Source organism: Sphingobacterium sp. (assembly GCF_039596235.1).
GTDB lineage: Bacteria > Bacteroidota > Bacteroidia > Sphingobacteriales > Sphingobacteriaceae > Sphingobacterium.
On sequence record NZ_JBCNKE010000011.1, the window covers coordinates 55,587 to 79,824 of the forward strand.

Here is a 24,238-nt window from a genome sequence, read left to right on the forward strand (position 1 = left end):
ACGAAAAGTACAGAAATTATAATTAAGAATAATCTGATGATGATCAAGTTTTTAAGTAATTTTAAATAGCAGATAAACTAAAGTGATGGCTTATAACGATGAACTTGTCAATCGAGTCCGTGAAAGACTTTCAATGGAAGAAAATATCGAAGTCGAAGAAAAGAAGATGTTTAGCGGATTATCTTTTCTTGTGAATGGAAAAATGTGTATCAGTATTAGCCATAACAATCTGATGTGTCGCTATAATGCCGAACTGGAAAATGAAGTCGCGGAACGAAAAGGTTTCTTACCGATGATTATGAAAGGAAAGCAATTAAAAGGATATTGTTATGTGGAACCTATCGGTTTTCAAAAACCTGATGATTTTGAATATTGGATAAAAATCTGTCTTGATTATAACGCCATTGCAAAAGCTGCGAAGAAGAAATGAGAAAATAGCATTAAATTGAATAAAATCAAATAGAGAGGAAAGGCCGCTGACAACCTTCCTTCCCTATTCATTCTTTTATTATTTTTTTAGCTATTATTCAACGCCTTTAAAGGACATAATAACCCCAGGATACTTATCGTGGTCTTTACCAATATACGACAAATCTATACCCGATAAATTTTTATTCTGGATAGCTTCTTTAAATAATGGATAATTCATTTTTTCAATGTGATCATTCCAATCTGCGTCTGATGTTGGTTTGATCGATTCTAGGTCTTTCATTTCAAACATAGCGCGATCTGATGTCTTTTTAGAACGTTGCACAAATACGGTATCGCCTTCTATCTTTACGATTTTAACCCAGCCTGCTGGTAATCCTTGGATGTTATTTCCCTCTGCATCAGTAAAGAAATTAGCGCCGTAGAGCTGGCCTGCTTGCAATTGTTGTGCTGATTTAGCAAGATTTTCCTTTTCGTTACGGTATTTTTTGCCATCTGATTTGAGTTTAATACCATAAATAATAGATCCAACAATCGCTATTGAGGCAATAAACAAATATCCCTTCCATAGTTTGAAATATGGAATTGTGAGAGTCTTCTTAAATTTTTTTACCTCCTCTTTTATTTCGGGTGAATAGTTTCTAGCATGGATGACCTGTCCTTGTTGATTCACCAGCCTAGACATTTTAACTAAACCGCCTCCAACAGGAAATCCTAAAAATTTAGTCGCGGGTGTAATGATATGAAGATTAAAATTCTGCGGTTTAGTCTCATTTTTTAATGTTGCAGTGATATCTTTACTTCCTAGAACGTATTCGTAACGCGTATAAATGAAAAGCATAAATTGAAGAAATTAGAAATTATAAAACGGCAAATTAAAGAAAATTTCTGCTTGCATCAATCCTGTATTAATTAACTAATTAATACAGAATTAAATAAATTTAGCTGCTATCTGCGGGATTTCAGTGCCACGGGATTGTATTAAGGGCAATGGTTTCAGGCCTATTTATGCTTGAAGTTCCTCGTAATCGCCAAATCAAGCAGGATGAGAAAGACATTCTGCCAATACCCTATTAGTCGCAGTGCTTTCCAATTACACTATTTTTATCTTAGGCTAAGACCGTCTTCCCTACTGTCTCTGGCAATCAGCATAAAAATAATTCATTTTTAAATGAATGAAAGATGTGAAGCCGGATTTAAAAAAGAACATCTACCATCTGCCAGTCTTTATCCGTACTATCCAGATTCTTATTCGTATAAATAGATCCCTTCGTAAATAAAATATCACTTGCCGCGGCTGATTTAATAATTTTGAAACTGTAAAAGCCATTTTTGTTACTTTTAGCCAATACCTTGCCTCCATAAGAAATTTCTACATCGCTGACTGGTACATTTCTTTGCTCTTCTTTTTTCTTGATATGACCAAACACCACAAATTCATCATCAACAACAAATACAGGAGCATATTCCGCAGGAAAGCTTTTGGTTTTAATGTCAATTTCTTTTTCCAATTCTTCCAAAAGGTTATTATTTTTTGCAATCTCTTTCGCATTTGCCCTTAGTGGAAAGGGATAAATGTCTTTAACATCTGCATCCATGTAAGCTTGCTTTAAATAGACCTGAGCCTTACAATTCTTTATAAGTACTCTATCGACGAATCGAGTATACTCATTTTTATCGATCACCTGTTTTTTAAATAATTTTCCAACAAAATTCGAATATTTCTCTTGATCCTCTTTGCTTGCATGTTGAACAATATAGTATGCGGCATTCAGCGAAGAATCAGATAATTTAACTTCCCTCGCGATATATTTATCTAGAATAGGTAACACAACTTTCTGATTCACCATATCACTTTTTTTCAATTGTACCGCATATTTCTTCAAGCTATCTTGCGGAGTTGATTTATCTAGAAGAAGCCTCTCTACAATGGTCCTATTTTCTTGGTCTGTATGATATGCTTTCATAATCAATTTTTCCAAATCCATAGTATTTTCCATAGTCTGAGCATTAGTTATTGCAATTGAAGATCCAATCAAAAACACTGTTGCAATTAATTTTTCCATATTGAAATATAGTTAGGTATAAATTATAGATGCATTATATCGATTTGATAATATTCTCACCAAGAGTTTTCGGTGAATAAGAAGAATTAGTCGGTAAATTGACCTTTCTGACGGTTATGCAAAATCTACTCTAACATTTGTTTTCCGCTAAAAAAGAACATTGAGATTGAATCATCAGTACTTCCTGAAATTCTAATTCGCTAGATGTGTATTTTATTCGTTGAGATCGGCCAGTTTCTTATGGTTGATGCTTACACCCAGCAATGTAGAAATGAAGACACAAAGCCATACGCAAACAATAGTGTAAAAGGCAGTTTTGGTCACCAAAAGTAAGCACAATAAGGGAAATGTTAGTAAAGAAACCAAGACCAATAATTGGGACAGTAGCAATCATAAAACGACTGAATAATAGAATGACAAAAAGGAATGTCGAAAAGGCTAATATAATCAAATATAATTTCTTCATTGGACCCCCCTTTTGGAAAAATCACTTTGATTCGTAAAATATTCGAGCCCTATAATTAATATAATGGTACTGCCGTTATTTATTTTCTGCATTAAGGATAGCAAATCCCATTGTCCTGTAATATACAAATAGGTTGCAAAATAGAATACAAACAAACAGAACATGCAATAGTATTTGAAAAAGTGGAGTTTTGATCTGAGCACATAGACGGTAATGCATACCACACATGAATAAAACAGATTACTCGAAATAGCCAACATCAAATCATGGAACGGTGTAATGATAAAAAATGTAAAGGGCATCGTAAGTACCCCGGCATACTTTATAAAATTAGAGGCTGTCCTGTTAGGAATTTTTCTTGATATACGGACAAAAAATAGAGCACAGCTAAAGGAATAGAAAAACATAGCGGTAAACGCCCAATATTTAGAGGTATTTTCGGCTCCGTTTAACGCTCTTTCCCCAAACAGATTGCTAAAAAAATTCTTTGACCAATCAAATCCAACGGAGGATTTATTTTGGTATGTACCGCCTGGATAAACTTTAATTGCAATAAACATAAGAATCAATGCAATGATCATCCCAATCAATACAAAATGGCTTTTTAATAATTTCATTTAGGGACTATCAATAATTGTTTGTGCTGTCCATAAAGATGCGCTTAATTTCTTAACATATCCTATACCCAAGGGTATACCCAAATGTAAGAATTTGCTTTAATTCTGAAACACTTCCCCAACTATTTCCTCCAAAACCAATTTGAGAAGCATTCCATCTTCAACTAGCCAACACAGTACTTCAGTTGATCGGAGATTTTCATGCTCTTAAATTCTACTTCTCGAATACGTAGGATTAACAGGAAATATGGGGCGAACTTATGTAGTTATATGATTAATGGCAACCCTGCTATCGACGGAGTATTCCCTAATGAATCCACTGAGCATTCCTCGTTCCCCTGTCAATTGGTGTAATAAAGGATTTTTGGTAGCTTTGTTCATTCTATTAATTATTTTCCTTCTCCTTTAAATTGTATTTATTTAAAATGTACCGAATGATACGACTTCTTTTATTAATATTGCTTCCATTCACAGTCTCCGCACAGACTGACTCGTTAGGTAGTTTGCCAAAGTACGATGGTTTAACTATACAGAATAACAATACTGATAGTCTTTTTACTTCATCTCCATTTAAACTTAAGGCAAAACAATTTATTGTTCCCGCTGCCCTAGTGGGGTATGGCTTATTAGCAACAGAAGCAAAATTCTTTAAAAATATAAATCTTGATGTCAGAAATGAGATCGTAGAAAATCACCCCAATTTCAGAACAAAGATTGATGATTATACGCGAATTGTGCCGGGAGCAGCAGTTTTCGCACTTCAGGCATTTGGTATAAAAGGTGAAAGCTCTGTAAAAAAAGAAGCTGTTGTATATGCCATGTCTGTAGGGATCTCAACGGCAATAGTGTTTTCTACCAAAAGGTTGACCCGTCAAGAACGACCTGATGGAAGCGATAGGCGATCTTTTCCTTCGGGACATGCGACTTTGGCATTTGCGTCTGCTGAATTCTTGCGTAGGGAGTATTGGCATGTATCACCCTGGATAGGTGTAGCCGGGTATGCTGTTGCTACCGGAACGGGCATTTTGCGTCTGTATAATAATAAACATTGGCTGGGTGATGTTGCTGCCGGGGCTGGCGTCGGTATCCTATCAACAACACTCTCTTATTGGCTTTACGATAAAATCCATATCGGCGGAGATGATCAGCGTACGATGTCGTTTTTTCCGGGTTATAGCAATAGACAGTTCACAATTGGTTTTGTAAAGCAATTTTAAATCCCCAATGAATTGATGCAGGGCGGAGACTGCGATAGTACGGCGGTATTTCGGCTTTCTCCGACCGAAAAATAGTTATACATTTATTACATTAAATACAAGAAATGAGTGAATGTGCAGGTATACTCGGAACAAATTTTTATTCCTGTTGTCCCCTATCATTAGAAAGTTCGGGGGATTGACCTTTACCAACTCCGTCTATTTTTTGTGCTGCTGCCATGGAAACAACCAGATCATTCAGCATGGAGCTCGCAGCAGTTGGTGAATTGGGGAGTAAAACCAAATTGCTCCTACTATTAGCTCCAATAGCATTCAGGGTGTCATAATGTTGCGTAACCACAATTAAAGCTGATGCTTCCTGAGCGTTGATATTAGCAGCATTCAGCATTTTTACAGATTCTTCCAACCCCCTGGCAATTTCTCGCCTTTGATCGGCAATCCCCTGTCCCTGAAGCTTTTTGGATTCAGCTTCCGCTTTTGCTACCGCAACAATTCGTATCCTTTGGGCTTCAGACTCGTATTCTGCTGCTGTTTTTTCACGTTCTGCAGCGTTGATTCTGTTCATCGCATGTTTTACCTGTTCATCCGGGTCGATATCTGTCACTAAAGCTTTGATAATATCGTAACCGTAACTTTGCATCGCATCCTGTAATTCGCTTTTTACGGCAATTGCAATGTCATCCTTTCTGACAAATACATCATCTAACTTTGTTTTTGGTACTTCAGCACGCACCACATCAAAAACATAGGATGTAATTTGATTTTCGGGATTTTCCAAACGATAGTAAGCATCTTTTACATTTTCCCTGATTACCTGATACTGAACAGAAACTTTCATCTTTATGAAAACGTTATCAAGCGTTTTGGTATCAATGATGACATCTAACTGCTTTATCCTAAGATTCAAACGTTTAGATATTTGATCAAAAAAAGGAATTTTCAAATGTAAACCGGCATGGCTCACTTTTAAGAATTTGCCCAGCCTTTCTATCACAGCAGCAGATTCCTGTTTTACGGTATAAAAAGAAGCAAATAATGTAATAAGTCCGAAAAAGATGAGGATTCCTAGATATATCATAACCTTATTTTACTATTGATGATACCCAAATTTACATCTTTACATTGTTATTCCTAGTCTAATTATTTAATTTGTATTGAATATGTTGGCAGATATGGAAATCTCGATCATTAATTAATTATAGCCCTTACTAGCTCTTGCTGTTTAAAGTAGTATTTAATCATAAAATGTGAGGCAAGATTACGCATGACAGCATTAAAGTATCCAGTAATAAAGATATTTCGATTAGTTACGGAGAACTTAACGCATAATTCCATGATAAGCATCAACGGTCTGGCTTTCAAGCCCATTTATTATTATATGGGTCGCATCATCTAGAATAATAGCCTTTCTGCGATCAGCTTGTTCGGTCTTAATCGTACAGTCAACGATAGACATGTCCCTGGCATGTCTGATCCATAAGCCGTAAGCTGGTAACACACCAAAATCTTTAACATTATATTTTCCTACACCCAGTTCAGGCGGATTATAATCGCTGGATTGATGTGGATTTCCTCCTTTTACCAAAAGATTAATATCTTTCAGTTTAAGCGAAGTTATATAACTGTTACTTTTCCCATTTGGTAGAGAAAAAGTAAGTCCACCTTCCACTGCGGTGTTTTCTGGTAAACTATAGCCCGCTATGATCGCAGCAGAATGCCCCTGCGAGCCATCGAAGCCTTTCCAGCGCCTGCTGCGAAATGAACTTCCAGCGTAGGCTTCAGCAATGTCCACATGTTGTAGCACGATGTTCTCGATATGGCCGATATTTACATTGGTACATAAAAGTTCATCCCGGATCTTTTCATTTTCCTTGAACCGAAAACGTTTTACAGTGGCTCCCAATACCCGTCCTCTATTGGATATGGAAATAAAAATTGGTGTATGGCAACGTAGCATCTTTGACCTGCTATGCAATTTCCCAGTATGACCGGTATTCAAAAATACGTTCTTGACCGTTCCCCCATCATTAGTCGAAATCGAAAATCCTGCTTTATTGGCACCCAATACATAAATATTGTCTACATAGACATCCGTGATATCATCTGCAGTTTCTGAACCAATCTGGAACAGATTACAATTGGTATCACCAATAATATCGCGTATCAAATGTTGGCGGCTAGGTCGGGTAAAGCCCAATGAACAGTCGGATCCCAATTTGACAATATCGTCAGCACTCAACCGGGAGTAAATATTGGATACAGTAACGGCATTGCAGCCCATAAAATCATAAATGTCGCGTGCGTGATCCGTACTCGCCTGCCCAAAATAGGTGTCATGAACATGGATGGTATCGGTACCAGTCGCCAAAACCGCAAAATGCCCCGCCTGATCGATATGCAGTACATTGTTTGTATCGAAATCCTTTGGGCCCTCGCCCCGTATATAATAAGGCTCATCCCGTTGTTCATCGTACCACATATCCAGACCGTTTGCAAAGCCACCTACTTCAATATTCCTGCAAAGTTTAAACGTAAACATTTTATCAGCACGTCTTCCCGCAACGTTATCCATGACCTTGTCTCCAGTTACTAAATTTCCATTGCCACTGATGCGACCGTTACCTATGATCCTTATATTTACCTGACGTTCCGCAAAAAACATGCTGTTCTGAAAAAAACTGTGTCCTACATCCTGTTTGGTCAGATAATTTTCGGGATCATCGTATGGACCGGTATCCGTGGGCGATAGCCCATAGCGATAAGCCTTATCACTGAACCAGGTTGTTTCGGGACCATTCATAGGAGATAAACCACGGAGAACTGCATTTTTCCCGATATGTAACCAGACATTGCTTTTAAGCAAAACGGTCCGCACTAGGAAATCCCCCTTGTCAAAGGATAATATACCTCCTCCCTGTCTGCTGAGCAAGGCTATGGCCGCGTTGATCTTTTCGCTATCATCTGATTTTCCGTTCCCTTCCACGCCGAATTGTTTGACGTCCACAGGTCCTGAATAGAATTCAATACGATTGGATTCTCCGCGCTGGGGGCCGCCTTCAACAACGAGCTTGGCCTGATAAAGTGTATTTGCTTCCAACTTTTTGAATCTGTAGTCTGATGCATATTTAGGTAAATGTGCATGATGCTCCCAACGCTGTCCCCGATCGGTTGAAATCAACAAGCTCACTTTTTTTGCATTACGAGGTGTAGTCCACTGCAGGACTGAAAGTAAGTTTAAATCGGATGCTGTCTTTATTGCTGATGCTTTTGGCGCGACAAGCCTGAGGTCGGAAATACGCTTAGTACCGCGGATGCTAACAGTAGCCATCGCTGTCTGAAAGCTAGTGTAGCTATCAGGTTTACTGGTGGTATAGGTAGCGACAAAGACGTAGTTTCTTACTTGGGGCAATACTACAGAACGGATGCGCAAACGTAAATCTACTCCGTTGGAGGGCCTTAAGTCGATATCGGAAAAGGAAATCTGATGTCCACCGGAGCTTATCTTAGATAGTTGCACGCTACCGACACGCTTATCTTCATAATGGCTGGCACCTCTTCCGATCCCAAGTCTGGAAAACTGCCGTAGGGAAACTTCGCCCCTCCCAATAACGTCGACAAAAACATTGTCAAGTGTAACATCGATACCGGCGGGAATGATAAAATCAACCTTCGTATCCGGACTCCGCTGCCCAGCCACAAAGTCAAAAATAATATCTTCATGACAACCAACTGTGATGGTCTCACGCTGGCATGTTAGCTGTGGACTTAAAGCTCCCATCACTGTTTTTATTTTATATTTTATTCGGTGTTGTGCTGTCTGGACATGTAAAAGATCTCCGGCTTTTAAATAACCATTGGTTTTTACTTTACCCCAGCGATCATATACCTGCCATTGAAAGGGCGTACCTGTCGAAAGCTCCAGTTGTGTGGCGATGTCATTTAGCGGAAGCCCGGTTTCTATTAACCCGCTATCGACAGGTGTATCAACCGTATAACGATAGGTCTTCCCTTCAACCAAAAATATAGTCTCATTGACAATACGGATAACATTTGGTGAATTGGCGGATGGCACCAGCCTGACATCTCTTGCATGCAGGGTCGTTGCTGATGCCAATATGAAAAGGACAAGAATATAAGCGCGTAGTTGGTCCATGTTCTATTAAAATCCAGGGTTTTGTTTCCAAAGGTCAGCCATAATATCCATTTGGCTCTGTGGAATCGGCCCTGGGTTACCGTCAAATTTCGGCTTTGTCCCGTCTGAATTATAAATCGCCGTGGGAATTACTTCTTTTGCGATATCCCAACGTATAATGTCATAATAACGAATCCCTTCATAAGCCAATTCCACCCTCCTTTCGTTGCAGATATAATCACGAGTCAGGCTTGTTCTTGCAGGCGTATTGACTGCCGAACGCTGCGTACAGCATTTAGTGCTGTTTCGTAATTTTTGTTTCTCCATATTTAGTTTGTTCATAGTGCATTCATCGGCAATTTGCTTAAAGCTTGATCGTGCCTGTAAATCCACCGTAGGGTAGCATATTGACCTGGATCTTTCCGCTAGACTCCAGTTCACCCACCGCAAAAGAACTTCTGTCTCCGCCGTCTGTGATCATCTTAATTGGTTTGCTATTGGGAATAAAAGGAAGGCTAAAAGTTAAAGAACGTTTTTCATCTTTGCCATTAATGCCGCCTACATACCAGGTGTCTCCTTTGCGTCTGGCTATGATGACGAAATCCCCGGGAAATCCATCTAGCAGCTTTGTTTCGTCCCATGCTGTGGGAACATGCTTTAAAAAATTTCGCGGAGCCTCGGGCAATTCGCGGTAGGATTCGATTTTATCTGCAAAACATTGGACACCGGACTCAAAGACAACCGCTAAAGCGAGCTGGTGTGCAAAGCTCGTGCGGTTGAAAGCTTCCACCCCCTGACGGACCTTATTGGAAAATGTAACCGGCGTATAGTCCATCGACCCGACCACATTTCTTGTAAACGGAATTGTGGCATTATGCACGGGGGCACGGTCACAGTTCTCCTGGCGACCAAAACCCTCCGCTCCTTTAATGGCTTCGGTAGTCATTAAGTTAGGATAAGTCCTTTCCAATCCTCGAGGTAATGTCGCACCATGAAAATTCACCATGATTTCATACTTTGCGGCATCTGCTAATATCTCCTGATAGCGTCTCACAATTCCCTGTTTATCCGAGTCAAAGAAGTCGACCTTAATGCCTTTCACGCCTAATTTTTGGAGACGGGCAAGCTCGGCTCTACGTGCATGTTGATCGCTCATCAAATTTCGGTTACTTATGGAATCCATCCGTTGACCAGAACCTGAATGATACCAGAGCCAGACTCCGACACCTTTTGATTGGGCATAGCGGACAACATCTTCCATTGATCCACCGCTCATGACAGGCCATCCGGCATCTATAAGGATGTATTCCCAGCCCATTTCAGCTGAAAAGTCAACATACTGTTTCTGCACAGAAAAATTCTTGGGCGAGCCTCCGTTTGACCACCAGCTCCAGCTGGAACGTCCTGGCTGGATCCATGAATCGTTAGTGATAACACTAGGAGGATTTAAATGCTGTACGATATTGGTCTCAACGATATCGGATAAAGAATCGCCGAGTACAATCACACGCCACGGGCTCTGCCACGGCATCCCAGATGTTGGCTCAAGGCTGTCTGCGAGGGCAACTTCTTCCTTCTCCGCAAAATTTACGGTATAAAGGCCATCGTTCGTACTTCGGAGATGAGTCGCGCAATAAGTTCCGTCCAATACTGCTTCGGTGATCATGATCCAAGCTGCCTCCGATTTTACCAACATCGGATAAGCCCATCCTTTTGGGTTTGGCGAATCTGTTCCAATGGCAATATTGTTTTGACAATATTGTTCATAACTGGGTTTTTGACGGCTGTTCCAATCATAGGGATGTATCCAGGCACGACCATTGGTCGGTAAGCGGAAACCTGTATGTTCTCTGATTATCTTATATGACTTGGTATCCTTTTCTGCAAAACGGTATCGAAAGGCAATACCATCATCATAGGCCCGCCAGATGAGCTGTATTTCTTTACCGCGTGTATTTTGAAAGCTTACGACCCGTTCATTCGCATGATTGCGACACAGCAGCTGTTTTCCAGATTTGAGTCGATAGTGTTCGTCGATAAGCCTAGGCTCCGTACTGGAAACAAAAGCCAGGTCCGAATCAAACTGCTGATCCTCACGGTCGATCCCCAAAGGAGCTGGTTCGAGCACGAGCTTCCCGTCTAAATACACGGTATAAAGTAATTTTCCATAGTTTTCTAATCCTTTGGAATCAACATTAAGGTTTACAGTGATTTTACCATCAGGAGAGGTTAACTTCCATTGGCTTTCTTGAGCAAAACCTAATTGGAATAATACCAATAGTAATAATGCGAAAATAGTGTTTCTCATAATTTGGATATTAGGGTACACACAATTTTGTCTGTCAATTTTTGGACAGACAAACAAAGGCGACCACGATAGACGAACCAATAAAAGAATAACCTACGCTCCCTGATGTGGGGTTTAGTTTATAATTTAGTTATTAATCGAATTTACCAAGGGAGAATAATTTTCAGGGGGAGATTTTGGTCTAATAGGTGGAAAAAATTAATTTTGATCACCAAAATTTGGTTTGTCTATTTTATCCATTTAAATCCTATTCTGTAAGCCCAGTTTGTTGGCAGTAAGATAATTACACTTATATTTTACTGATTGATACTGAATTGATTTTTTAGAAAAAAAATTAAAGGTTGTTATCATCATGACCATGTTATAAAAATTGGAGACTTTCGCCTCCATTTTTCTAAATATGCTTTATTTTGAACAAATACTGGATATAATTTAGCCTGCTTTTCTCTTCCCAGATTCGAGGCTAGCTTTTAGCATTGCCATAAGATCAATTGTTTTTTCTTCTGGCTCTTTGGTTTTTTTAGATTTTATATTTTTACCCTTTGCTTTCTGTTTTATAATTTTCAGTAAGTCTTCATTGTAGGTATCTTTATACTTCGACGGATCAAAAGCCTCCGCTAATGATTTAATTAAAGCTTCTGCCATGTGCAGTTCTTCGGCTTTTGGTGCTTTTCCCTTTGGAATTTTCAGATCCGCATAACTTCTCATTTCCTCAGGATACCGCATTCTGTTCACCATCAAAATTTCCTTCTGGTAAGGGCGGATCATACAAAGGATTTCTCTTTCTCTAAGGATAAAAGATCCCACACCGGCCATTTTGGTTTTCAGAAGTGCTTCTAACAATAATTTATAGGCAGTATCACCATGTTTTTGAGGTTCAAGAAAATAAGGCGTCTCAAAAAGGGCTACATCCACTTCATCTTCGTTAACAAATTGTTTGATGCTCAAAATTTTTGATTTTTCCGGACTTACTGCCTCAAAATCATCATCGTCCAATACAATATAGCTATCTTCTATTTTGTAGCCTTTTACAATATTTTCCCAAGGAACCTCTTTGTCGGTATTTTCATTTACTCTTTTATATCTGATATTGCCGAGATCTCTTTTATCCAGCATATCTAAATCTAACGTACTCGATTCACTAGCTGAGTACAGTTTGACCGGTATATTTACCAATCCAAAACCTATTGCTCCATTCCAGATTGCTCTCATATTTTTATATCTTTAAGTTGTAATGCATAATCAAATAATTCTCTAAATCAGTTGAATATAAATTAATGAAACTTAATCTATTTTTCACAACTCACTCTACTCCTCTGCGACAAGAATTCGTATAATTTATGTGCCTATTTAGTGTAACTTATGAAGTCCCACTTTACAATCTAATAGTTATTTATCGAACAAGCCTTCACAACCAAAAGTTTTATAGAAATGCATTTTTATTTGCCAAAATAGCGCTAATTTTTCCCTAAATTGTAACTTATAAATGAACTCAGACAAATTAAAATATGATGATCATAAAATTCCTGTTCCTCAAGAGTTTGAGGCAATTTTCTCTTATTTTTATTTTGTAGAGAATAAGGCTAAAACAACAATAACCAAAACACTTTTACCTTCTTTCCAAACCATAATGGTTTTCAACTTCGGACCTGCAGCATTTCTGATTTCTAAGCAAAAAAAGAAAATTGAAATTGGGAAATGTATTGTCCTGGGGCCTATTAAGTCCGCATTTGAATATGGTATCCCTCAAAATTCCAGCATACTGGTTGTGAATTTCAAAGATGACTCGTTCTACCGTTTTTTCGGTAAAGCCGTTTTATCAAACCATTTGCCCATTCATCCCGATGAAGCCCTTGACGAGAATTGTTTCAGCTATCTATGGACCCAACTGAACTGCATAAATTGCGTTCAGGAAAAGGTGGCGTATATGCTCAATTTCTGCCGGCCGTATCTCAATTTACAAAATGCTACTTCCAATCTGTTAGTTAACTTTAAATCGAGCGCAATAAATCCAATCAAATCTATTGCAGCAAAAGTGCAACAAAGTGAACGAAACATCCAGTTGATACATAAAAAACACTTTGGTTTCAGTGCAAAAGAGATCACGCGTTACCATCGCTTTTTAAAAACGATAAAGTTGATTCAACAGATACATTTGTCTAATGAAAAGATAAACTGGTTTAAAATCATTGATCAATGTGGTTATTATGATCAAAGCCAACTTATTCATGACTTTCAGTATTTTATAGGGCTATCACCTAGAAATTACCTAAAGTTTCAGCGGGATATCTGCCAGCCTATCGATCAATAGCTCTTTTCGTTTTCTTACAATTTTTCCCGTGGGCCCTATTTTAAATTTGTACTGTTCAATCAACTAAAATAACAGTATGAAACATCTTATTATTTACGCGCACCCAAATCAAGAAAGCTTGAATGCTCAATTTAAACAGTGTATAGAAAAAACACTGGAACAGCAGGGATTAGATATAATCGTCCGAGATCTTTACAGTATCGGATTTGACCCAGTACTGTCTCTGAACGATATGACAGGACAGCGGAAAGGCATCGTCGATGACTACATTAAAAAAGAACAAGAATATATTTCTTGGGCGGATATCGTCACCTTTATCTATCCGATCTGGTGGACGGGTATGCCAGCAATAATGAAAGGGTACATTGACAGGGTATTTAGCTATGGATTTGCTTACAGCTATGATCAGGGAGTCCAGAAAGGACTATTAACTGGGAAACAGGCGATAATCATCAATACTCATGGAAAATCCAATGAAGAATATGCTGCAATTGGTATGGATAAGGCCTTATCGCTAACCTCAGATAAGAGTATCTATACCTATTGTGGCTTCCAGGTCGAGGAGCATTTCTTTTTTGATAAAGCTGACCGCGCGAGCACTGAGACTATTGAAATTTGGCTTTCTAAAATCAGAAATGTATATACGACAAATCCGATCAAAATAACCTGACCTTTTGAACAAAGTGAATTAGGCCTTTTAAACAAAACAGCACCTGAGGATCGATCTTAATTTTGTGTCAATCATTTTGTTGGTACTGGAATACCTTTGCACTTATTGGTTAATGAGGCTGTCGTTATGTGGGTGCTTACAATACCCATATAATGACAGCTCATAAAATGTATGTCCTCCAAAACTTTCCTACCTGAGAAAGACTGACTTCAAAGCGACGAAAATTTCGGAGTCATAATTAGCGTCACCACATCAACAGGATAGTTGCTGGCGATTTCTTTTTTTCTATTAAGATGTTCCCATATCGGCAATAATATGTTCAATTAAATCTTTGGCGTGATGAAATTTTAAGATTGATGCTGCCTGTCCTGACCAAAAAGATTTTAGCTCTGGAGCGGACTCTGCATTTGCAGGGTATGCACCAAGTTTTCCTACAATCTTTCCCTGCAAGGGATAAGGAGCCAATTTCCCCTGATAATCCTTTAGTTCTTCTGTCAACCGGTTTTTTATTGCTCGTGATAATCTGCCTGTAAATACCTTTGTTAATGTTGTGTATCGAGCTTCCTTGGAGAATAATTTCTTGCGATGTGCTTGACTTGCTCCTGATTCCTCGGTAGCTAGAAATGCTGTCCCCATCTGCACTGCATCTGCACCTAGTGAAAAAGCAGCTTTTACACCTCGCGAATCTACGATCCCTCCGGCTGCTATAACAGGAATATTCACGTGATCAGCTATTTGGGGAATCAGCGAAAACGTTCCGATAAGACTTTCTTCAGGTTTATCAAGAAATGAAACCCGGTGCCCCCCAGCGTCAAAACCTGTAGCGACCAATGCGTCAACGCCAGCATTTTCAATAGCAATGGCTTCGTCTAAAGTCGTAGCTGCACCCACCGTCTTGATATTTAACTGACGACATTTTTCTAGAATATCTGCAGATGGTATTCCATAAACGAAACTAAATACAGCGGGTTTTATCGTAAAAATAGCTTCAATTTGATTTTCAAAAGATGGGCTATCGGCAAACGGAAACTGTGGTAATTCTATTCCTGCTTCATAAAAATAAGGTTGAAACACCTCATTCACCTCACGAAGGGCTAAATCGTCAAAATCATCTATCTTATCATCTCGGTCTTTTACCCAAAGATTGAGATTGAAAGGCTTGTCTGTCTTTTTCTTAATTTCTTCCGAAATTTTTACGATCTCATTTGCATCAAAAGGCTGACAACCGTATGAACCCAGCCCCCCGCTATTGGAAACAATAGCAGTAAGATCAATAGATGACACTTTTCCTCCAAAAGGTCCTTGAACAATGGGCAAATCAATGCCTAATAATCGTGTAAATTTAGTGTCGCTCCACATTTTTTTCGCTTTTATCATTTAACAATATAAAATTCGCTGTAAGTCTACGGCTATCCACTAAAATTACAAAATTTCCACTGTTTAGGATAGAGAACTCTTCAGATAAGTATGCAAAATTGTCTTATGCAATCAATAATACATTCCTGTATACTCTTACTTTACTCTGTCGTTCTATAACAGGAAATACTTCTTTTGAGCAATTGATTAACTATAGACCTACCTTGTAAACAAATCTAAATCTGCCTGGGTATTGTGGCCGATCATATTATTGTTTATAATCTTTTCTAGTTTTTTCGAGGGGTGTCGAAACTCTCGTTTGTCCAATATTCCATCTTTATATATTTCAGTATAAATTAATTGTCCCCTCACTCTCGTTTCTAAAATAGGTTCGCCTGTCTCCTCACTGTATTTTTGCAATAATTTATAAAACTTCCATTTTCCAACGGGTAAACCATTTTTATATTCAGCTTCCAAATAAGTATAAGTATCTGTAAAACTTGAATATTGCTGTAAATCGATATAATTATTTGATTTAAATTCGATCCATTTTCCTTCTCTAAGGTGATTTTTTACCATCCCTTGTTCCTCTTCACTTTTATAAAAACCATCATTATCATAATATCTGGAAAATTGTCCGGAGGGTAGAATCTTGTATTTAGAGAGAGGTTTTAATTTGAATGGTCCTTCGATAAATTTGTAATCCTGTAGAGAAATTATACGGTTATCAGTTATGTTGAACAAAGTATAGTATGCAAATCCCATTTCTCCTTCATAATGAAAATATATTCTCTTCATATCAACAAGTTTATTATCCTTCGTTGAAATTAAATATAGTCTTTCAATAAACGGTTCAGCATAGCGAACGGTATTATAAATAGCTACAAAGTACAATGATTGTGGTCCATAGCACAGAAAATTGGATGCAATTTTAATACTGTTATATTTTTCATTAATATTTTGGATGTAGGGCAGAAAAACATCGTACCCTTCAGGATAAAATATTAGATCCTTCTCAATTACTCTCTCAAAATTTAACGCTTTGATTTCTTGTAGTTTGTTTTTATTCTGTATGGCTGATAGAATAGAGTCAATGTGCTTTCTTTTGGAAATATCTAAATATCCAAATGGAAGTGTTACACAATCTTTTTTATTCCTTTTAGAGAATATAGATTCCGTACCTATTGAATCTGAGACTGTGTTTAGTACCTTATTTTCTACTTGTGCTTTACTGTTCCCGGAAAGGATGAAAAACAAAATAGTAAAGCAAATGACATCAAATTTATCCATATCCCTTTCTGTTTATTCGATTAACTTACTCCTGATGGAAGCTGAATCTAGACTTATGCTTTTGGGTCAGGTAATTGTTCAGATAGTTCCGAATATCCTTTGGAAGTTGACTAAACATAACTTTAAAGCTTTGAACTGGTTTGCAGTCTTTTCCCTCCCCGCAGTAATAATTTATATGGAAGATATAGTTATTATTTCTGTAAATAACTATATAGGAAACTTTCATATCATTGGTCTCATAGCCTCCACAGTAATAGAAAGGAATAATAACTGCCATATGATTCCCGAAGTTCTGCAGATGTATTTCTTCTTTTACGAAGTAGATTAACGACATTTGAGGATAGGGATGTGTATAGACCATAGATATGGCAGTGTTTTTATTTTTCACACGAGCTTCGATCTGCGTCAGCACTCCGTCAAATCGAGACGAATCCGCATTGCAGGGATTCGTGACTTTTATGTACAATGTATTCTTTCCATATGTATCCTGATAAACACTCTTCACTATAATACTATCAAAGAGCTGCGGCTTATATATCGTCCTGACAGTATCTTTCGGATACTCAGTTGATGATGCTAAGCTTAGTTTAGTATGGACGAACATTGCCATAAACATAACAATGCTAGCAATCATCATAGGAAAGGCTGCAAAACGTCTGCTATCGCTATTTATTGGTTTTGTCATGCAATCGTTTATAGACCAACAACGGGTTCTGAGCAATCGCCTGCAATATATTTATTGTTATCTTCGTCTTCCAGATAATCAATTTCTTTTACATTTGATTTATATACTAACCTAAATGCTCTTGTTTTAAACCGATCCGCTTTTTCAGGTATGAAAATCAAAATATCTTTTTCTGTCTTATATGACCCATTGATAAATTGTACATGCTCTTCATTCAAAAGAACATCCCCTTTCTGTTCTGCCTCTTTCTTTTTTATCGGATCGTAATGATAAGATGTAATTACCATCCTGGCGTTATCTCCTGCCCAACCATACTCTAGTAAGTTACTATTTACGAACAACAACGAGTCTTTCTTTTCCTCGATCTTATAAACAAAACATTTTTTCTTCTGTTCAATAATAAGATCTTCTATTCCTTTCGCCTCTGGTATAGGATACTCCTTCTTTTTTATTGGTGGAGGAATTGTATTCTTTTTCGATCTTTTCTGCTGACCAAAAACAATAAAATGTGTAAAAATTATCAGCGCTACCAGGAATATTTTTTTCATACTTTCCAATGTTAAAATTGACTATTGTTATTTGTTAACCAAAAAACGAAATTCTCTCATGTATCATGATTTCGAAAATAAGGTTTCAATGATTAAATATATGCCCTTAAATCCTAATACATTTGTCTCATTTAATATTCGCCTCTAATGAATTTAAATTCGTATACGCATTTCGTATTCGGCAGTTCCTATTCATCAATGCAATCCAACTTATTTTGGCGGACAATAACCTGCCAGCATTTTGATGTAAACTTCCTAGCCTCCGCATAGTTGACCAATTCCGCTATAAGCGGTTCGAAAGATGGGTGTTTATCTGTCCATTCCCCTCCCGATAAGCTTCCCCTATAAAACTTTTTCGGTCTTTTAAGATAAACCTATAAATCTCATTTATTAAACATCGCGACGACCTATCCTTACACATTCACTCTAATCGGAATAGATTTATTACCTTTTCTTAGCGATTCGTCTATTTATTTGGATTAAAAGTAAGCCTATGACCAAAAAAATAACAGTTATAATCGTACTATTCGCTAATACCCGATTTATTCCCAATTCCGAAACATCTACAAAAGGATAAGGATAAAATCCAGAGAACGCTCCATGCCATAGGGTGTATAGCAAATAAATAAAGGGATATATTAGCCAGTTAAATATAGACCTCCAATGTACAATTCGCTTATCCGCCATACGCCACCAAAAAATTAAAACTAAAATAGGAACCACTGAATGAAGCATTTCATCAACAACCCGTGCTATTCCTATAGGTTGCCACAAGAAGCGAAGTACAATATTATAAATTAGTCCTACGACTAGGATGTAAAGTGTGACTGCAGTGATCGTTGTCGGCTTGGTAAAAAAGTCTCCTATTGCTTTATTTGGAAACAGTACGATACAAGTACAGCAGATCGCCACCACCAGATTTGTCCAGATTGTAAAATAACTAAAGAACCTAACAACCAATTCGCCAACTGCTATTGTGGAATTACTATAACTAATTAAAAATTGAGCAACAATGGCGGTCCAACATAGTAAGGAAATGAAAGCAGCAAAGCTCCTTTGAGATAAAATCATGTTCGTCATTTTAATATCTAAAAATAGACAATTCTTTACCTAAAAGCCAAGGACTGTATCAGCGAAATTGCGCCTTATCTCTGTTCATTTACTATTTAAAATATTCACAGCATACAGTCCTATTGAAATCATATATTAACTAGGTTTCGCACTTTTTTTCTGTACATCAGAAATTCAATAAAGCTACATAGCAAATAGACTATTGAAAAGCTTAACAATATTTTTAAAGAAACAGGTGTAATATTATATTGATAAAAATCTGTCAAAATATTGATAGATAGAATGATAATACACAGGAAAGGTATGCCCGAAAATGTCAGCAAAGACAAAAAATAACTTTTTCTAATTTTTTCAATTTGATTAAGAAAAAACAACAGGGTACTAACAGCAATAATGATAACATATATAGTTGATAAACCAAGACTTAGAAATAAATCCATAATACTAAGAAATCGCTCAAAGAAGTTCGTGTTGACAGGCTCTAGTCCGCTAATAACAACTCTATAAAGAATAAATAGTACAACACCTATTAGGAGGTTAAATAGTGCGAACCTAAATATTATTTTTTTCATATAATCCCTGGTAAATATCTATATTATAAACTGCATTTTAAATGCTATCAACTCAAACATCCTTATCCATATCTCTAACATTTCGATGCCCGATCTGTTCTAAATTCAAATTAAATTTATAGTATTCTTTGCTTTAACCAACCACAAATACATATTCGATGGCTGCCATTTGTAATTCGCCTTTAAGGTATGTTTATATGCGATCCGTAGTTTAGAAAATAATAAAATCCTTAAAATCTACTCTGCCATCAATAACAAATAGCCTGCTATAGCTATTAAACCTCTTGGGTGATAGAATATCTATATGCTATTTAAAGGTATAATTCTATTTGTCCTTTTGCCTTTCTGAATTCAGTCAAACTCATTAAGTGCCTTTTTTTGAAGAATTTATTCAGATGACTTTCGTCGGAAAAACCAAATTCGGAGACAATTTCGTTAACCCGCATATCGCTAAAAAGAAGTCTATGTTCAATTAACCTCATTTTATAATTCGATATATAATGCTGAATTGTTTCACCGCACTGTTTTTTAAAATAACTTCCAAGATAGCTTTCGGAAAATCCAAATTTTTGTGCTATCGACGATACTTTCAACAAGGCCGGATCATGGATGTTTCCCTGAATATAGTTGATAATATCCAGCGCCCTTTTGTCTGTGTTGGAAGCCACATGTTCTACTCGCATCTTTGAAATATTGCGTGCAGCGATTACAATTATAGCGTTCACATAATGTAATGTGAGTTCTTCATGAAAGAGATCCGGATGATTTATGTTATGAAGAAGTGACGATACGATCGAATCAACCAAAATAACATCTGGCTTATTCTGTAAAATGCAACCCGACAAATAGGACGCGCCATATAGTAAACATTCCATAGAATTAATACTGTTCCACTTGTAATCTTTAACATAACGTTCGCTAAATTTAATAAGCAAAAGTTCCGTTTTCTCAACGGTGTCCAAATGGTGCTGATCATTGGGCGTAAGGAGGATCAGACTGCCTTCATCGTAGGATGTTGTATTGTTATTTATCTTCAAGAAGCCTTTTCCGCAAATAACATATATGATCTGAAAAAAAGAGAACTGGTTGTCTCTTATGGGACAGTTTACCTCTTTATGATGTTCTACTTTAACCAGTTGATCGATATTTTCTCTTTTCATCATGTAAAAATACTTTTTTATCATTAAAATGTACTGATTTTTTATAATTTTTCTGTCCAACTTTGCTATATAAATTTTAGATAACAATGAATAAATCAATCTACGTCCTGGCTTTGGGTGCATTTGGCATAATTACTACCGAATTTGGAATAGTGGGCATCCTTCCAACTATTAGTCGGGAATTCCAAGTATCAATAGATACTGCTGGATGGTTACTTAGTGCTTTTGCGATAACAGTGGCCGTTTCCTCTCCCTTCATCACCTCTTTTACAACAAAAATAAATCGAAAGCTTCTTTTATGTCTGGTTATGAGCATATTTGTTCTCTCCAACTTGATCTCCGCATTTTCTTCAAATTTCGCAATGCTGATGGTAGCCCGTATACTACCAGCAATATTACATCCCCTCTTTTGGAATATTTCTATCGCTATTGCATTTAAGAATAATGGAGCAAAGGGTGTCTCAACAGTTATGCTGGGACTTAGCTTAGCGACTGTACTCGGAATTCCATTAACAACTTATGCAGTAGATCTTTTCAATAATTGGCAAGCCTCGTTTTTTCTCAGTAGTGCAATCAGTTTAATTGCTTTTATTGGCCTATTGCTTTTTATACCTTCAATTCCAGCAGATAACACGAGAACTATACAGAATCAGATGACCATACTAAAAAGTCCTCTCCTATGGCTCAACTTGATTTCTACCATATGTACATTAGCAGCGATGTTCTCCAGTTACACCTATCTTACGGCCTATCTTGAACAGATTACTAAAATGGATGGTGCGCAGATCAGTATCATGTTGCTTCTCTTTGGTGGCATGGGGACGTTGGGGAACTGGCTTATGGGGTTAGCGCTGAATAGAAATGTTTTATTGACAGCAAGATTGTTTTTGTCCTCTTTAATTACGATACAGATTTTGGCTTACTACCTTGGCGGAATCTTTATGCCAATGGTCATTATCGTTTCACTTTGGGGAATGATCCATACCGGTGGCTTTTTAGTTTCAAATATCAGGACAACACAGTCTGTCCCTCATCACGCCTTAGAATTTGTCAATAGCTTATTGACTTCATCATTCAATATTGGCATATCCTTAGGCGCGTTTCTCGGCGGAATAATAAGTGCGTATTACGGAGTTCATGATGTTATATGGATAAGCATCCTATTATTAGCAATAACATTTGCAATGAGTTTTGTTACTTTCCCACAGCCGCGAACCGAGGGCGAAACAAATAGACCGGAGCTTGCTCCATCAGTTTGTAAACAGGTATAACAAAATCGGCTCCGATTGCCTAAAGAAAACACCCCTTCTCTGGGAATGGGGTGTCTTTCTTAATTGTATTGTTATCTTTGATCTCAGTAAAATAAATGATATTTTTCAGTGAATTTGAGGATCGTAATCTATAACCTTATTGTACAGAATTTCCAGTTCCTCAACAGAAACTTAGGTGATACAAGCCTCATTAATGTATGACCCTGAAAATCGGATATAATAAGTGTGATTTTTCATAATAATCAGAGTGTTTGTATACCCAATCCAGCTGGGCTCGCCCGTCAGTGGCAAATTTCGGATTGTTCACTTTCTCTTTGTCAAAAGCAGATTTTAATTCTTTGCTTTCCTTTAAAAGTTTAGCCGCAGTATCTTCAAAAACATAAGCTGAATAGTACTCTTTTTGCCCTAAAATCGCATCAAAGAAATTCCAGTTAAAATAGGAATCAATCGCTTCCGGTTCGAGTGTTTCCAAAAGATACTTGACACCTTCTTGATCCAGTGGAACCAAAAAATCTCCAGCTCTAAATGTCCTTTCTCTCTCTTCTTTGATAACATCCGTATCATAATGTACATAATGTCCTTCATAAGGAGTAGAAGTCGTATTGAAATCTTTGATTCTATACTGCTCTACAACAATCATAGAATCCCGCTGAATCGGATACATTTTGATCTTATTGAGTTTCAGTAAATCAAGCACTTTCCATTCGGATTGCGGAATGACATAATACTTTGGAACAGTAATCTCTTTTGTTGGGATATAGGTATTATATAATTTAACTTGTTTTGAAAATTTGGCATTACGGTCATACCATAATCTACTTTCTGAAGAAACTTCACTCGGTTTATATTTTGCCTCAAAACCCTTGAAATCGATGTTTTCATATTTTGTAGAGTCAAGTTTCCACCTAATGGGATATGTATTCCCTACCCTATACTGTTTGAGGTTGTCTGCCCTTTTCTGTTGAATAACTTTATAATTACGCCCAATGAAATTGAGCGTATTAAGCATATAATCATAAGTTGCTTTTACGCGCTGTTTATAAGGTTTTAACATATGGGTTTCGACCACGGTTCCAATTACATTAAAAAGACTGGTATAGCCCGTTGCATACCTTGGGGAATCCATAAAAACTGGGAAGCCTGTGTCGGGAACGTCATGATGGATGTTGACATAGGGAACTGAGATGAACCCATCTTTTTCAAGATTTTCTAGCAGTATTTTCTGCATTTCGTTGTTAAAATAACTTCCCAGAACTCCTCCCAAACGCTCCTTATTGGTGGAAATATAGGTGAACGTATATTGATAATCTGCGCCATTACTAACATGATTATCAATAAAAACATCCGGTTTTATCCATTGGAAAATTTGCTGAAAACTCCGCGCATTTTTAGTGTCTGTTTTAATAAAATCCCTATTCAGGTCATAATTCCTTGCATTTCCCCGAAAACCGTATTCTTCTGGTCCATTTTGATTCGCTCGGGAAAAACCATTTCGATTTAACATCCCACTAACATTATAGCTCGCAATGGCAGCTATAATAACATGCTTAGGTATGCTTATCCTTCCGGTAGCTAAATCTCTCATGAGCATCATGGTCGCATCAATTCCGTCTGGCTCGCCGGGATGAATGCCGTTATTGATAAACAACACCGCTTTGTCCTTTCGTCCCTCTTCTAAAGGCTGTTCAGACGGGTTGAAAATCACGACATCAATCGGAGCTTGGTTATCGTCTTCCCCTTTCGTTTCATAACTGATTGTTGGAAATTGCTTCGCCAGTCCCCTATAGAATTCACGCATTTCCTCGAAAGTCGTCGACTGATTACCATTACCTTTCTCATAAGGCGAAAGATTTTGAGCATAGCCAATGCTTGAAATCAATAAAAAGAATAGAATTGGAATTTTCTTCATAAAATCAATTTAATATCTAATTTAAAAAAAACTTACTAAAGTCTATCTGCACCTCTAGAATTTACATGTTGTGATCACACAGGGAAATTCAGTTCCTGCTAAAGCCTTACGAGATTCGATCAATGTTAAAAAATTGCTCTTTTTAGGATAGGCCAATATG

General features: G+C 37.4%; 19 protein-coding genes. 5 read left to right on the plus strand and 14 right to left on the minus strand.

Annotated elements, in window-relative coordinates; translation table 11 throughout:
- Positions 1 to 85: 85 nt before the first annotated feature.
- Positions 86 to 430 (plus strand): TfoX/Sxy family protein, encoded by a 345-nt coding sequence (locus ABDW32_RS20610; RefSeq protein ID WP_343565721.1) that lies wholly within the window; start codon positions 86 to 88, stop codon positions 428 to 430.
- 93 nt (positions 431 to 523) lie between these two features.
- Here the strand turns inward: ABDW32_RS20610 and ABDW32_RS20615 are convergent, their stop codons facing one another.
- Both ABDW32_RS20615 and ABDW32_RS20620 read right to left on the minus strand, forming a co-directional pair.
- Complete coding sequence (locus tag ABDW32_RS20615; protein WP_343565722.1) at positions 524 to 1,270, minus strand: hypothetical protein; 747 nt, start codon at positions 1,268 to 1,270, stop codon at positions 524 to 526.
- 355 nt (positions 1,271 to 1,625) lie between these two features.
- Complete coding sequence (locus ABDW32_RS20620) at positions 1,626 to 2,495, minus strand: hypothetical protein (protein WP_343565723.1); 870 nt, start codon at positions 2,493 to 2,495, stop codon at positions 1,626 to 1,628.
- Between the two features lie 1,517 nt (positions 2,496 to 4,012).
- Between ABDW32_RS20620 and ABDW32_RS20625 the strand changes: the two genes are divergently transcribed.
- Positions 4,013 to 4,795 carry a phosphatase PAP2 family protein gene (locus tag ABDW32_RS20625; protein ID WP_343565724.1) on the plus strand — a complete coding sequence of 261 codons (783 nt, stop codon included), beginning with the start codon at positions 4,013 to 4,015 and terminating at the stop codon, positions 4,793 to 4,795.
- Positions 4,796 to 4,934: 139 nt separating this feature from the next.
- On the opposite strand, the gene ABDW32_RS20630 is transcribed toward ABDW32_RS20625, so the two are convergent.
- The 5 genes from ABDW32_RS20630 to ABDW32_RS20650 form a co-directional block, all read right to left on the minus strand.
- Positions 4,935 to 5,873 (minus strand): SPFH domain-containing protein, encoded by a 939-nt coding sequence (locus tag ABDW32_RS20630; protein ID WP_343565725.1) that lies wholly within the window; start codon positions 5,871 to 5,873, stop codon positions 4,935 to 4,937.
- Positions 5,874 to 6,113: 240 nt separating this feature from the next.
- On the minus strand, positions 6,114 to 8,948 hold the full coding sequence (locus ABDW32_RS20635) for an endopygalactorunase (protein ID WP_343565726.1): 2,835 nt from the start codon (positions 8,946 to 8,948) through the stop codon (positions 6,114 to 6,116).
- A gap of 6 nt (positions 8,949 to 8,954) precedes the next feature.
- The gene (locus ABDW32_RS20640; protein ID WP_343565727.1) at positions 8,955 to 9,254 is read right to left on the minus strand and encodes a RagB/SusD family nutrient uptake outer membrane protein; all 300 of its coding nucleotides are present in this window, start codon (positions 9,252 to 9,254) and stop codon (positions 8,955 to 8,957) included.
- A 37-nt stretch (positions 9,255 to 9,291) separates the two neighbouring features.
- On the minus strand, positions 9,292 to 11,235 hold the full coding sequence (locus ABDW32_RS20645; protein ID WP_343565728.1) for a glycoside hydrolase family 97 protein: 1,944 nt from the start codon (positions 11,233 to 11,235) through the stop codon (positions 9,292 to 9,294).
- Positions 11,236 to 11,667: 432 nt separating this feature from the next.
- On the minus strand, positions 11,668 to 12,447 hold the full coding sequence (locus ABDW32_RS20650) for a Ku protein (RefSeq protein WP_343565729.1): 780 nt from the start codon (positions 12,445 to 12,447) through the stop codon (positions 11,668 to 11,670).
- A 274-nt stretch (positions 12,448 to 12,721) separates the two neighbouring features.
- Between ABDW32_RS20650 and ABDW32_RS20655 the strand changes: the two genes are divergently transcribed.
- Both ABDW32_RS20655 and ABDW32_RS20660 read left to right on the plus strand, forming a co-directional pair.
- Complete coding sequence (locus ABDW32_RS20655) at positions 12,722 to 13,546, plus strand: helix-turn-helix domain-containing protein (RefSeq protein ID WP_343565730.1); 825 nt, start codon at positions 12,722 to 12,724, stop codon at positions 13,544 to 13,546.
- Between the two features lie 76 nt (positions 13,547 to 13,622).
- Positions 13,623 to 14,216: an NAD(P)H-dependent oxidoreductase gene (locus ABDW32_RS20660; RefSeq protein WP_343565731.1), complete on the plus strand. Its 594-nt coding sequence runs from the start codon at positions 13,623 to 13,625 to the stop codon at positions 14,214 to 14,216.
- A gap of 288 nt (positions 14,217 to 14,504) precedes the next feature.
- On the opposite strand, the gene ABDW32_RS20665 is transcribed toward ABDW32_RS20660, so the two are convergent.
- The 6 genes from ABDW32_RS20665 to ABDW32_RS20690 form a co-directional block, all read right to left on the minus strand.
- Positions 14,505 to 15,593: a nitronate monooxygenase gene (locus ABDW32_RS20665; RefSeq protein WP_343565732.1), complete on the minus strand. Its 1,089-nt coding sequence runs from the start codon at positions 15,591 to 15,593 to the stop codon at positions 14,505 to 14,507.
- Between the two features lie 198 nt (positions 15,594 to 15,791).
- Complete coding sequence (locus ABDW32_RS20670; protein WP_343565733.1) at positions 15,792 to 16,862, minus strand: hypothetical protein; 1,071 nt, start codon at positions 16,860 to 16,862, stop codon at positions 15,792 to 15,794.
- 25 nt (positions 16,863 to 16,887) lie between these two features.
- The gene (locus tag ABDW32_RS20675; protein WP_343565734.1) at positions 16,888 to 17,547 is read right to left on the minus strand and encodes a hypothetical protein; all 660 of its coding nucleotides are present in this window, start codon (positions 17,545 to 17,547) and stop codon (positions 16,888 to 16,890) included.
- Between the two features lie 8 nt (positions 17,548 to 17,555).
- Positions 17,556 to 18,095: a hypothetical protein gene (locus ABDW32_RS20680; protein WP_343565735.1), complete on the minus strand. Its 540-nt coding sequence runs from the start codon at positions 18,093 to 18,095 to the stop codon at positions 17,556 to 17,558.
- A 444-nt stretch (positions 18,096 to 18,539) separates the two neighbouring features.
- The gene (locus tag ABDW32_RS20685; RefSeq protein WP_343565736.1) at positions 18,540 to 19,166 is read right to left on the minus strand and encodes a Pr6Pr family membrane protein; all 627 of its coding nucleotides are present in this window, start codon (positions 19,164 to 19,166) and stop codon (positions 18,540 to 18,542) included.
- A gap of 883 nt (positions 19,167 to 20,049) precedes the next feature.
- Entirely contained in the window at positions 20,050 to 20,901 is an 852-nt protein-coding gene (locus ABDW32_RS20690; RefSeq protein WP_343565737.1) for an AraC family transcriptional regulator, read from the minus strand.
- 83 nt (positions 20,902 to 20,984) lie between these two features.
- Between ABDW32_RS20690 and ABDW32_RS20695 the strand changes: the two genes are divergently transcribed.
- Positions 20,985 to 22,169 (plus strand): MFS transporter, encoded by a 1,185-nt coding sequence (locus ABDW32_RS20695; protein WP_343565738.1) that lies wholly within the window; start codon positions 20,985 to 20,987, stop codon positions 22,167 to 22,169.
- Positions 22,170 to 22,359: 190 nt separating this feature from the next.
- On the opposite strand, the gene ABDW32_RS20700 is transcribed toward ABDW32_RS20695, so the two are convergent.
- Positions 22,360 to 24,078: a hypothetical protein gene (locus ABDW32_RS20700; RefSeq protein WP_343565739.1), complete on the minus strand. Its 1,719-nt coding sequence runs from the start codon at positions 24,076 to 24,078 to the stop codon at positions 22,360 to 22,362.
- Between the last annotated feature and the right edge of the window lie 160 nt (positions 24,079 to 24,238).

Excerpts from the sequence above, each read along its gene's own strand:
- ABDW32_RS20610 (WP_343565721.1), top strand. The coding sequence starts at position 86 with ATGGCTTATAACGATGAACTTGTCAATCGAGTCCGTGAAAGACTTTCA.
- ABDW32_RS20615 (WP_343565722.1), bottom strand. The coding sequence starts at position 1,270 with ATGCTTTTCATTTATACGCGTTACGAATACGTTCTAGGAAGTAAAGAT.
- ABDW32_RS20620 (WP_343565723.1), bottom strand. The coding sequence starts at position 2,495 with ATGGAAAAATTAATTGCAACAGTGTTTTTGATTGGATCTTCAATTGCA.
- ABDW32_RS20625 (WP_343565724.1), top strand. The coding sequence starts at position 4,013 with ATGATACGACTTCTTTTATTAATATTGCTTCCATTCACAGTCTCCGCA.
- ABDW32_RS20630 (WP_343565725.1), bottom strand. The coding sequence starts at position 5,873 with ATGATATATCTAGGAATCCTCATCTTTTTCGGACTTATTACATTATTT.
- ABDW32_RS20635 (WP_343565726.1), bottom strand. The coding sequence starts at position 8,948 with ATGGACCAACTACGCGCTTATATTCTTGTCCTTTTCATATTGGCATCA.
- ABDW32_RS20640 (WP_343565727.1), bottom strand. The coding sequence starts at position 9,254 with ATGGAGAAACAAAAATTACGAAACAGCACTAAATGCTGTACGCAGCGT.
- ABDW32_RS20645 (WP_343565728.1), bottom strand. The coding sequence starts at position 11,235 with ATGAGAAACACTATTTTCGCATTATTACTATTGGTATTATTCCAATTA.
- ABDW32_RS20650 (WP_343565729.1), bottom strand. The coding sequence starts at position 12,447 with ATGAGAGCAATCTGGAATGGAGCAATAGGTTTTGGATTGGTAAATATA.
- ABDW32_RS20655 (WP_343565730.1), top strand. The coding sequence starts at position 12,722 with ATGAACTCAGACAAATTAAAATATGATGATCATAAAATTCCTGTTCCT.
- ABDW32_RS20660 (WP_343565731.1), top strand. The coding sequence starts at position 13,623 with ATGAAACATCTTATTATTTACGCGCACCCAAATCAAGAAAGCTTGAAT.
- ABDW32_RS20665 (WP_343565732.1), bottom strand. The coding sequence starts at position 15,593 with ATGATAAAAGCGAAAAAAATGTGGAGCGACACTAAATTTACACGATTA.
- ABDW32_RS20670 (WP_343565733.1), bottom strand. The coding sequence starts at position 16,862 with ATGGATAAATTTGATGTCATTTGCTTTACTATTTTGTTTTTCATCCTT.
- ABDW32_RS20675 (WP_343565734.1), bottom strand. The coding sequence starts at position 17,547 with ATGACAAAACCAATAAATAGCGATAGCAGACGTTTTGCAGCCTTTCCT.
- ABDW32_RS20680 (WP_343565735.1), bottom strand. The coding sequence starts at position 18,095 with ATGAAAAAAATATTCCTGGTAGCGCTGATAATTTTTACACATTTTATT.
- ABDW32_RS20685 (WP_343565736.1), bottom strand. The coding sequence starts at position 19,166 with ATGATTTTATCTCAAAGGAGCTTTGCTGCTTTCATTTCCTTACTATGT.
- ABDW32_RS20690 (WP_343565737.1), bottom strand. The coding sequence starts at position 20,901 with ATGATGAAAAGAGAAAATATCGATCAACTGGTTAAAGTAGAACATCAT.
- ABDW32_RS20695 (WP_343565738.1), top strand. The coding sequence starts at position 20,985 with ATGAATAAATCAATCTACGTCCTGGCTTTGGGTGCATTTGGCATAATT.
- ABDW32_RS20700 (WP_343565739.1), bottom strand. The coding sequence starts at position 24,078 with ATGAAGAAAATTCCAATTCTATTCTTTTTATTGATTTCAAGCATTGGC.